Source organism: Cobetia sp., from assembly GCF_983723665.1.
In genome coordinates this window covers 1-10,684 of record NZ_CFDJES010000017.1, presented here as the reverse complement: position 1 = coordinate 10,684, position 10,684 = coordinate 1, and the positions used below count along the sequence as shown (strand labels likewise).

The 10,684-nt window shown below is 63.1% G+C and carries 10 protein-coding genes; 3 read left to right on the top strand and 7 right to left on the bottom strand.

The window, feature by feature from the left end; genetic code table 11:
- The 5 genes from AC4FAH_RS03385 to AC4FAH_RS03365 form a co-directional block, all read right to left on the bottom strand.
- Window positions 1–1,158, bottom strand: a 1,158-nt coding sequence (locus AC4FAH_RS03385) for a DEAD/DEAH box helicase (protein ID WP_490245635.1), incomplete at its 3' end; no start/stop codon positions are given.
- Between the two features lie 216 nt (window positions 1,159–1,374).
- Entirely contained in the window at window positions 1,375–1,911 is a 537-nt protein-coding gene (locus AC4FAH_RS03380) for an HPP family protein (RefSeq protein ID WP_043335366.1), read from the bottom strand.
- Window positions 1,912–2,024: 113 nt separating this feature from the next.
- Window positions 2,025–3,668, bottom strand: a complete 1,644-nt coding sequence (locus AC4FAH_RS03375) for an ABC transporter permease (protein ID WP_107336652.1) — start codon at window positions 3,666–3,668, stop codon at window positions 2,025–2,027.
- 306 nt (window positions 3,669–3,974) lie between these two features.
- Window positions 3,975–5,021 carry a Fe(3+) ABC transporter substrate-binding protein gene (locus AC4FAH_RS03370; protein WP_225347558.1) on the bottom strand — a complete coding sequence of 349 codons (1,047 nt, stop codon included), beginning with the start codon at window positions 5,019–5,021 and terminating at the stop codon, window positions 3,975–3,977.
- A 236-nt stretch (window positions 5,022–5,257) separates the two neighbouring features.
- Entirely contained in the window at window positions 5,258–5,830 is a 573-nt protein-coding gene (locus AC4FAH_RS03365; protein WP_287020129.1) for an elongation factor P hydroxylase, read from the bottom strand.
- A gap of 378 nt (window positions 5,831–6,208) precedes the next feature.
- Between AC4FAH_RS03365 and AC4FAH_RS03360 the strand changes: the two genes are divergently transcribed.
- Together AC4FAH_RS03360 and AC4FAH_RS03355 are read left to right on the top strand one after the other, a co-directional pair.
- Window positions 6,209–7,648 carry an MATE family efflux transporter gene (locus tag AC4FAH_RS03360; RefSeq protein WP_240548781.1) on the top strand — a complete coding sequence of 480 codons (1,440 nt, stop codon included), beginning with the start codon at window positions 6,209–6,211 and terminating at the stop codon, window positions 7,646–7,648.
- Between the two features lie 317 nt (window positions 7,649–7,965).
- A complete protein-coding gene (locus AC4FAH_RS03355) occupies window positions 7,966–8,700 on the top strand; it encodes a hypothetical protein (RefSeq protein ID WP_052384769.1) in 735 nt (244 codons plus the stop codon).
- Window positions 8,701–8,741: 41 nt separating this feature from the next.
- Here the strand turns inward: AC4FAH_RS03355 and tusA are convergent, their stop codons facing one another.
- Window positions 8,742–8,987, bottom strand: a complete 246-nt coding sequence (tusA, locus tag AC4FAH_RS03350) for a sulfurtransferase TusA (RefSeq protein ID WP_054555155.1) — start codon at window positions 8,985–8,987, stop codon at window positions 8,742–8,744.
- Between the two features lie 62 nt (window positions 8,988–9,049).
- On the opposite strand from tusA, the gene AC4FAH_RS03345 reads away from it, so the two are divergent.
- Window positions 9,050–9,334, top strand: coding sequence for an antibiotic biosynthesis monooxygenase family protein (locus AC4FAH_RS03345; protein WP_043335322.1), 285 nt, complete (start codon window positions 9,050–9,052; stop codon window positions 9,332–9,334).
- Between the two features lie 123 nt (window positions 9,335–9,457).
- On the opposite strand, the gene rlmM is transcribed toward AC4FAH_RS03345, so the two are convergent.
- Window positions 9,458–10,531, bottom strand: a complete 1,074-nt coding sequence (gene rlmM, locus AC4FAH_RS03340) for a 23S rRNA (cytidine(2498)-2'-O)-methyltransferase RlmM (protein WP_286989327.1) — start codon at window positions 10,529–10,531, stop codon at window positions 9,458–9,460.
- Window positions 10,532–10,684: the final 153 nt, after the last annotated feature.

The following is a 10,684-nucleotide window of genomic DNA, read 5'->3' as shown; positions in this document are numbered from 1 at the left end:
TTCCGGCACGAAACCTTCCACTTCGACGCGCTTGAGCTTGCCCTTGAGCAGACGCTCGATGCCGCCGAGTTCCTTGCGCTCATCGCTGGAGACCAGCGAGATGGCACGCCCACTGGCGCCGGCACGGCCGGTACGTCCGATGCGGTGCACGTAGTCTTCCGGCACGTTGGGCAGTTCGTAGTTGACGACCTGCGGCAGCTGCTCGATATCCAGACCACGCGCCGCGATGTCCGTCGCGACCAGCACGCGCACTTCGCCGTTCTTGAAGCCGGCCAGTGCCTTGGTACGCGCATTCTGGCTCTTGTTGCCATGAATCGCCGCAGCACTGATGCCGGACTTCTCGAGCTTGGTCGCCAGACGGTTGGCACCGTGCTTGGTACGGGTGAAGACCAGCACCTGGTGCCAATTTTCCTTGATGATCAGGTGCTTGAGCAGTGAAGGCTTGTGGCTCTTCTCCACGGTGTGGATATGCTGCTCGACCTTCTCGGCCGTGGTGTTGCGCGGGCTGGCTTCCACCGCCACCGGGTCATTCAGCAGCTTGTTGGCCATGCCGCGAATCTCATCGGAGAAGGTCGCGGAGAACAGCAGCGTCTGACGCTTGGTCGGCAGCAGCTTGAGCAGACGGCGGATGTCGTGGATGAAGCCCATGTCCAGCATGCGATCCGCTTCATCCAGCACCAGCGTCTCGAGATCGGAGAAGTCGATGGCCTTCTGGGAGTGCAGGTCCAGCAGGCGGCCCGGCGTGGCGGTCAGGATCTCGACGCCAGAGGACAGTCGGCTGATCTGCGGGTTGATCTTCACGCCACCGAATACCACGGCATTGCGCAGCTTCAGGTGACGGGAATAGGCAGTGACGTTCTCGTCGATCTGCGCGGCCAGTTCACGCGTAGGCGTGACGATCAGGGCCTTGATCTTGCGGGCACCCGCGGGAGCGCTCTGCGAGAGGCGCTCGACCAGCGGCAGGGCGAAACCGGCGGTCTTGCCGGTACCGGTGCGCGCGGCAGCCATCACATCACGGCCTTCCAGCACGGCAGGAATCGCACCTGCCTGGACGGGAGACGGCGTGGAATAGCCCATCTCGGCGATCGCTTTCAGGACAGGAGCGGACAGCCCCAGGGAGGCAAACGCCGGGACGGAATTGGCAGTAGTCTCAGTCATCAATATCTCTTCGGCTGACCGGCCACGTGCTGGTCGATCATTAAGGAATGGCGCCTGGCCGGGCACGTGCCGGGAGAGGGAGCGAGGCGTATCAGGCGCAGAGAAGAAAGAGTCGGTCAGAGGGACCTCATCCGGCTGCTGCCAGTCGCTCGCGTCAGGCGATGGCCCAGTCTACCATCTTCCGCCGTCGCCTGCAGAAACGCGCATCCGATGGGCTCAATGCCAGTGCAGCGGATAGCGGCGATGACGCGCCAGATTGTTGATCAACACCGCCAGCACCAGCATCGCCAAGCAGCCAAGCCCCACCGGCAACAGGGCGTACCAGTAGCCCAGCTCGTGCAGCGGCTGACCGCCGATCACCGCGATCAAGGCCGTGGCGCCGCCCGGCGGGTGCAGGGTGTGCGTCAGCTGCATGACCAGCAGTGCCACCGAGACCGCCATGGCCGCCGCCAGCCAGCCATCGCCCAGCCAGTGATAGCAGGCGACACCGACCAGTGCCGACAGCATGTTGCCGCCCAGCACATTGCGCGGCTGGGCCAGCGGACTGTGCGGCGCGCCGTAGAGCAGCACCGAGGTCGCGCCGAATGACCCCACCAGCAACAGCGAGCTGACCGCCAGGTAGTGCGAGGACAGCCAGCCGATCAGCGCCATGCCCAGAAAGGCCCCGAGCCACGACCACAGGGCATCGGCAACATGCGGCCTGCCCCGCTTCAGGGGGCCACCACGCATCTTGGCTACGTAAGGCTTGAGCATCGTGCGAACCATCTCCGGCGTTGTCCTGTCAGTGTCGAGCGCTGCACCCTAGGCGATCTCCACACGAGGAACAACTCTCATATGGCAATAAGCTGATGCCGACGCTGTCTTCATCATGACTCGCTGCGCGAGGCCACGATGGTGCGCGAGATCACGATCACCGGCAGGATGCCGACCACCACGATCACCAGCGCCGGCAACGCCGCCTGCTCGAGCATTTCATCCGAGGCGTACTGATAGACGTGGGTGGCGAGCGTGTCGAAGTTGAAGGGCCGAAGCAACAAGGTGGCCGGCAGCTCCTTCATGGCATCGACGAACACCACCAGCGCCGCGGTCAGCAAGCCGGGACGGATCAAGGGCAGGTGCACCCGGCGCAGTGTCGAGAAGGTGTTCTCGCCCAGCGAGCGCGCCGCCATGTCCATTGAGGGCGTGACCTTGTCGAGACTCGATTCGATGGAACCCGCGGCGATGGCGAGGAAGCGCACCACATAGGCGATGATGATCGCGCCCATCGTCCCCGTCAGCAGCAGACCGCTGGAGAACCCGAAGTTGGCGCGCAGGAAGCTGTCCAGCGCATTGTCGAAACCGGACAGCGGCACCAGCACGCCCAGCCCCAGCACGGCGCCCGGCATGGCATAACCGAGACTCGAGAGCTTGAGCGCCTGCTGTACGCTGGCGGTGCGATCCAGCCGCTTGGCGTAGGCCAGCAGTACCCCGATGATCAGCGTCAACACGGCAGCACTCACCGACAGCATCAGGCTATTGAGCGCGTAACCGGCGAAGTCCGGTGTCCACGACTCCTCGAAGTAGCGAATGGCATGCCGCGTCAGCAGCCCCACCGGCAACAGGAAGCCGAACAGCAGCGGCAGCAGGCAGGCCAGTGTCGCCAGTCCGGCGCGCCAGCCATGCAGGGTCGGACGACGATAGCGACGATAGCGATCGCCCTTGCCGAACTGACGCTGCCGGCGCCGGGCATGCCGTTCCAGCCAGATCAGCGTGACCACGAAGATCATCAGACACAGCGCGATCTGGGCCGCACCGCGCAGGCTGCCCATGTTGAGCCACACATTGAAGATGCCGGCGGTCAGCGAACGCACCGCGAAGTAATCGACGGTGCCGAAATCATTGAGCGCCTCCATCATCGCCAGCGCCAGACCGACGGCGATCGCCGGGCGTGCACTGGGCAACGCCACGCGCCAGAAGCTCTGCCAGCCATTGCAGCCCAGGGTGCGGCTGGCATCGCGCAGTGACGGCGATTGATCGAGAAACGCCGAGCGCGCCAGCATGAAGACATACGGAAACAGCACCAGCGACAGCATCAGGATGGCGCCGCCCAGACTGCGTATCTCGGGGAAGTAGTAATCCTGCGGCGAGTCCCAGCCGAACAGCGCACGCAGCGCGCCCTGGAAGGGCCCGGCATACTCGAAGACATCGGTGTAGATGTAGGCGATGACGTTGGCGGGAATCGCGAACGGCAGCAGCAATGACCACTCGAAGGTGCGCCGCAGCGGGAACTGATACATGGTGGTCAGCCACGCCGACACTACGCCCATGCTGCCGCTGAGCACCGCCACGCCGGCCACCAGCGCCAGACTCGTCATGACGTAGTCAGGCAGCACGGTGGAGACGAGGTGCGGCCAGATGCCGTCACCGGCCTGATCACTGCCATCATCGCCGAACAACGCCAGCCAGATGACGGCCAGCACCGGCATCACCACCAGCGCGGCGACCCCCCAGGCCGTCGCGAACCACCCCATGTGCGTGCCCAGGCGCCGCTGACGGCGTCTTATCGCCGCGTCTTCGGCGCCTGACGTGCTGTGAGTCGCGCGCTCCAGGGCGAGCTCCGTCGCGCTGGTTGCCGTGCAGGCTTCCTCTTCAAGGCTCGCACCTCGCTTTGCCAACAGCCGCTTGCCTTGCGTCATCTGTTCTTCCTCACTGACCTGCCAACTGCAATTGCGTCTATTTTACATTGTTCACTCAAACGAAGAGGGGCTGTCGCATCGCGACAGCCCCTCTTCGTTCATGACATCCCACCCGATGGCTTACGCCAGCGGTGAGTGCCGTTACTGGTTGAAGCCGACTTCATTGACCATCTGAGCAGCACGCTTGCGGTATTTAGCGACCTCGGTCAGCGAGAGGTCATCCTGCTTGAACTCGCCCCAGGACGTCAGCAGCTCCGAGCTTTCGGCAGCCGGGTTGGCCGGGTACTCGAAATTGACCTCGGCATACATGTGCTGGGCGGTCTTCTCGGTCAAGAAGCGCATCAGCTTGAGCGCATTCTCTTCGTGCGGCGCGTACTTGGTCATCGCCATGCCGGAGATGTTCATGTGCGTGCCGACGCCGTTCTGGTCCGGGAACTCGATGCGTGCCTTCTCGGCCCACGGACGCTGCTCGTCGTTGTCGAGCATCTTGCCGTAGTAGTAGCTGTTGCCGATGGCCACGTCACAGACGTTGTCACGAATCGCCTTGATCTGATCGCGGTCCCCGCCCTGCGGCTTGCGCGCCAGGTTGTCCTTGAAGCCTTCCAGCCATTCGCGGGTCGCTTCCTCGCCGTTGTGGGCGATACGCGAGGCGATCAATGCCACGTTGTAGGGGTGATCCCCGGCACGCGAACAGACACGGCCCTTGAGGCTCGGGTCCGCCAGGTCGTCATAGCTTGCGACCTGACCGGCCTCGAGGCGCTCGACGCTGGTGTAGAGCACGCGGGCACGGGTGGTGATACCGAACCACTGGTTGTCAGGACCGTGATACTGCTCGGGCAGGTTGGCTTCGATGACGTCGTCATTGACGCTCTTGACCAGCTCCTCGTCGACCAGCTCCTGCAGGCGACCGATATCCACCGTCAGCAGGACGTCAGCAGGCGTGTTGCGACCCTCACGCTTGAGACGCTCGGCCAGACCTTGCTTGGCGAATACCACGTTGACCTTGACGCCGGTCTCCTCGGTGAACTCCTTGAGGAACGGCTCGATCAGATAGGCCTGACGATAGGAGTAGACGTTCACCTCTTCCTGGGCTTGCGCCGGCATGGCCGTGACAGCCGTCACGCCGACCAGCGCACTCAACAACAGCTTGCGAGCGGAGGATGCAGAAATCATGGATACAGCAGTCATCGAATACCCCTGTTCAAGGTGTCCTGTCCTGACGAGGACTGCCATGAGCAGACCTGCAGGCCAGTAAAAGCGGAACCATTGTGTCAATGCGAATCATTCTAATCACAAAGCCCTGACACCTGCAACGTGAGTGCAACGCTGATTTGCAGATAATGCAATCCCGCTCAGGGAGGTGAGTACCGGGAGGCAAGCCCAGCGGGCGACGCCACTGCCGCCTGGCATGCTCAGACAAGGCATCACGCCAGTCGGCCGTCCTCCCCCACCGCAGGCAACAGGGGCCTGGCATGGGCGATGGCCTGCTCAAGCGGCATCCCCTGCTGCCAGACACCGGCGAGTGCGTGGCGGAAGGCAGCGGCCCGGGCGGGCAGGCCGCGCTGCTCGACATCGACAGCGCGCTGCATCACACGTTGCGCGAAGGCGTCTCGATCCACCTCCAGCTCAAGATTGTCGACGCTGACATGAAACGGCTTGCCCACCGCCCGGTGAAACAGCAGCTCCAGCGCTTGCGGCGCGACCTCGACACTCTCGAAGGCACGCTGCTGCTCGGCGTCGCGGCCATCCGGCGCATACCAGTAGCCGTAATCTTCCTCGAGCCGCCGTCTGGCGCCTGCGATGCACCAATGGCTGATCTCATGCAGCGCGCTGGAAAAGAAGCCACGTGCCAGATAGATGCGGTGATAGCCAAGCTCTGATTCCGGGACATGCCTGCCTTCCCCTCGCATGCCGGCCGGAAGATAGAGCGGCTCTTCAGGATCACAGCGCAGCAAGGTGTTGAAGGTGCCGCCGAACAGGCCGTCGAACAACGCCATCAAGGTGGCGAGGTCATGCGCACGACGGGGGCTCCCGCAGGCGGAATCAGAGGAAAGGACGGCAGGTAGGGACTCATGGGACGACACGGCAATTCTCGGCAAGCGCTGGCAGTGTGTGGGCATTCGATGGCGGCAGGAAAACCTGCTCTGTCGGATGGCTCATTGTACGTGGCTAGCGTATAGCGCGTCATTTCAGCTGACAGTGTCGCTTACAGCCGTGATAATTCATCAGCTTGCGTTCATGAAACCTGCTTATCTGCTAGGATGGCGCGCCAAGCAAGAATGATTCTCGATTACTAGCAGGAGCCTGCCGTGCCCCCCGCCGATTCATCCACCCCCTCCAAGCCTCAGACGGCCCCCGGTTCTCCGCCTCCGCCACTGATTCCCCGCGTCAGAGCGGAAACCTCACGCCTGCTGACCCTGGCGCTGCCGATCTGTGGCGCGCAGCTGGCTCAGGCAGGCATGAGTGCCGTGGACGTGTTGATGACGGGACGTTCCTCGGCCACGGACCTGGCAGCCGTGTCGGTGGGCTCAAGCCTGTGGGTGCCTCTGCTGCTGCTGATGGCGGGCACCCTGATGGGTCTGACGCCGGTGGTCGCGCAATTGATGGGGGGCAATCGCAGCGGTGAGGTGCGTGGCAACGTGCATCAATCGCTGTGGATCTCGCTGGTGCTCGGCAGCCTGTCCGGGCTTGCACTGTGGTATCTGGCCGCGCCGATCTTCACGCTGATGGAGGTGCCTGAGGCCGTGGCCGAGCAGGCGACCCTCTACCTGATGGCCATCGCCTGGGGCATGCCGGGCGCCGCCTTCTATCAGGTCCTGCGCGCCTACTCAGACGGCATGAACCATACCCGCCCGGCACTGATCATCAGCCTGATCGGCCTGATATCGAACATCCCGCTCAATTACGTGCTGATCTACGGGTCTGCGGGCGTGGATGACCTGCTGGGGATCACCCTGCCGGGACTGTTGGGCGACATCCCCGCCATGGGCGCCGCCGGCTGCGGTATCGCCACCGGCCTTGCGATGTGGATCATGTGCCTGAGCATGTTCGCCTACACGCGTTACAGCAGCGCGTATCGCGCCGTGGCGCTGTGGTGCCAGCCCAGCGCCCCCCACTTCAAGCAGATGGGCGAACTGCTCAAGGTCGGCCTGCCGATCGGGATCGCGATCTTCTTCGAGGTCACGCTGTTCACGGTCATCGCCCTGTTCGTGGCCAGCTTCGGCGAGATCAAGGTCGCGGCCCACCAGGTCGCGCTCAACTTCACCTCGCTGCTGTTCATGCTGCCGCTGTCAATGGCGATGGCCCTGACCGTGCGCGTCGGTCACACCATCGGCCGTGGCGACATGCGCGAAGCACGTTTCGTGGCCTGGAATGGCGTGGCCTTCTCGCTAGTGGTGGCGCTGGTGAATGACATCGTGATCTGGGTACTGGCCGAGCCGGCCGTGGCGCTCTACACCAGCAACCTCAAGGTCCAGGCCCTGGCCATGTCGCTGATCACCCTGGCGATGCTCTATCAGGTCTCGGATTCCCTGCAGGTCGCCATGGCAGGCGCACTGCGCGGCTTCAAGGACACGCGCATCATCATGCTGATCACCATGTTCGCCTACTGGGTGGTCGGGCTGGGAGGCGGACACCTGCTGGGTGTCGGCAGTGAGGCCTTCCCGATCTCGCCCTGGTCCATCGAGCAGATGGGCGTCTATGGCTACTGGATCGGCATGGTGGCCGGCCTGACCGTGGCGGCGCTGCTGCTCGGCTGGCGCCTGTGGATCATCGCGCGCCGTGGCGTGCGTGACGAGGCATTGGCGAGCCAGTGATGCCTGGCGGATAGCGCCTGCATCTCAGCCTGCATCCCAACAGGAAGCTCGGCCCGGATGCTGGGCTGACAGCTGCCTGAAACGCCGTGATGAGCAAGCCCCGCGACACCCGACAGGGTGACGCGGGGCTTTTGCGTTTAAACACGAAAAAGCTGATAGACGGTCATTTCGTCCAAGGAGGGGTTACCGTCAGGGCTCTGGCTGTGCTAATGGTTATTCAAGGCAGTGCTCTCTCGCTGACGACACACATGGCAGAAGCGAGAGAACGCACCAGCACACGCCGAGGACGATCGACAAGCTGCTGAGGAGGGTTCGTCATGGGCGTACCAGTATCTTCCCCCCGCTCCGCCAAGGTCATCGACCTGAGTGTCATGCGTGACAGGATGCGTGCACGACGTCGTATTCTCCGGCTGGCGCCGGAACACGACGGGTTGGAAATGCTCTATCAGCTCGACAGCGATCCGGACAGCTATTACAGCATTCCGGTGCTGGCCTGGGGGCTGCGCGAGGATGGTGAAGTCGTCGGCATGGTGCCGTGGATGGAGGGGCTGATGCCCTGCCACGAGCTGGAAGACCCCCAGCAGGGGCATTTCGTCGGCTATCGCGACCCGGAAACCGACGAAGTCTTCATGCTGGCGCCTGACCACAAGGTGTTCGAGCTCGAACATGCCGCGGCCTATTACGACTATGAAGTCTCGGACAAGACGACGCTGCTGCAGCAACTGCCGGACACGCTGGGTACCCACGCGCTGTGCATGACCAACGGCGAGACACAGTGGCAGCTCAAGCAGGTCTTCGGCTGGCGTCTCTACAGCGATGGCAACATCGAGGCCTTGCTGGTCGATGAAGCTCGCGTCACCCAGACACCGGTGCTGGCCGGCGACGACTGCCTGTACCCGGGGCGCAGCCGGCATGATGTGGTCTATTTCTTCCAGCGCGCCATCGCCAACCAGATTCGCGAGCAGGACCCGGCGACGCTGGAGGCTCTCGCGCTGATGATGACCGGCGAGAGCGACCAGGTCTGCGTCGAGGTCCATGACCGTGAAGCCTGAGGGCCAGTCATGGCCAGCGACTCAGCGGCTGCGGATGGCGCTCAACTGATGCGGATGTAATACAGGAACTGTTCCGGCGTCTCGTGGCTCAGTTCCAGGGTGTGGCCGAGAAAGGCGCAGAACTTGGGCACATCACGGGTGGTGGCAGGGTCGGTCGCCACTACCCGCAACAGGTCACCCGAGGCAAGCTCACGCACCTTGTTGTGCAGCATCATGATGGGTTCCGGGCAATACAGGCCACTGGTTTCCAGTTCGGCATCGGCCTCGGGCAATGTGATATCGGTCATCGAAGACTCCTGACAATCCTGCCGCCCTGGCTGGCGGCACGTACAAAAAAGGGGAGACAGGCATGATCAAGGTTCTGATCGAACGGCATATCATGCCGGGACTGGAACAGGATTACGAACAGGCCTCGCGTGAAGTCGTACGCGAGGCCACGCATGTCCCGGGCTTCATCTCGGGAGAGAATCTGATGGAAACCGGCCGCGCGGGACACCGCATCCTGATCACCTCATGGCGCGATGCGCGAGCGTGGCAGGAATGGTCGGTCAGTCCGGCCAGAGATCGCATGATGGCGCGCCTGGCACCCATGCTATCCCAACCGGAGCGGATAATCCTACTGGAGCATACCTGAGCGCATCTCTCCGGCGAGCGGAGGCATCAGGCGCCCCATACAAGAACCCCACGACCTGTCCAGGCCGTGGGGTTCTTGTATGGGGCATGTGCCACTCGTGCATGCTGATTGAGCAACAGCCAATCAGTGCGTGATGCGCACGTGCACAGTGACCTCTTCACGGTCGTGATACAGATGACGACAGCGAATCTCGGCACCGACGTTGGAGCGCTCGAGACTGGCGGCCAGATAGTCGAGGCAGCGAGAGACTTCCTTCCAGCGCTGCTTCATCGGCAGCTTGAGGTTGAAGACGGCCTCGTTGCACCAGCGCTTCTTCAGCCAGCGCTCGACCATCTCGGTCACACGAATCGGCTTGTCGACGATATCGCAGACCAGCCAATCCAGGCGCAGCGGTGGCTCCCAGGTGAAGCCATCTTCCTTGAGATGCTCGACCTGTCCTGTCGCCATCAGGTCCTTGCTCATCGGGCCATTGTCGATCGCGAACACGAACATGCCCTTCTCGACCAGCTGGAAGGTCCAGCCACCCGGGGCGGCACCAAGATCCGCTGCCTGCATGCCAGTGGCGATGCGACGCTCCCACTGATCGCGCGGCACGAATTCGTGCCACGCCTCTTCCAGCTTGAGCGTGGAGCGGCTGGGCGCACGACTCGGCGAACGCAGGTGACGAATGCCATTGGCATATTCGCTGCGGTTGCCCGGGAAGCTCATGCCCAGCTGGACTTCATCGCCATCCGTCCAGAAGACATGCAACGCCCGACCACCGGCCTTGCGGCGCAGGGCACCCCGCTTCTTGAGCGCGGACTCCAGCGGGCGACCGACGGCCTTGCCCAGCCCCGACAGTGCCTTGCCATCATTGGTATCCGGCATCTCGTGGCGGATCTCCTCGAAGCTCCAGCCGGCGTCGACCACCTGCTGCAGAATCGGCGAGACACGATTCTCCCGCGACATGCCGACCAGCGGCTCCAGCGCCACCAGGGTCTGACGAGCGAAGACCAACGCCTGTAGCGGCATGTCACGATGCAGGGCATTGGCGGGCTCATCACCCGTCACCACATAACGCACGAAGCCACTGTCGCGTGCCGCAATCGGATAACCCGGCGTGCCGATATACGCCGCTTTCTCGCTGACTTCTGCGGCCAGGTCAGCCTCGAAGCCAGGGCGGCAATACAGCAACAGTTCTTGAGGTTGCATCATCATCTCCAATACAGAAGGCTGGGGAGTCTAGCCTCTCGCCTCTGCCTTCTACAAGCGTGCATGTACGTGATGGGGCTGTGACAACGCTCAGGCCGTCGTCATGGGCGCAGCAGACGCCTCACGAAGCGCGTACATCTCTTGCTTTGCGCAACTTTT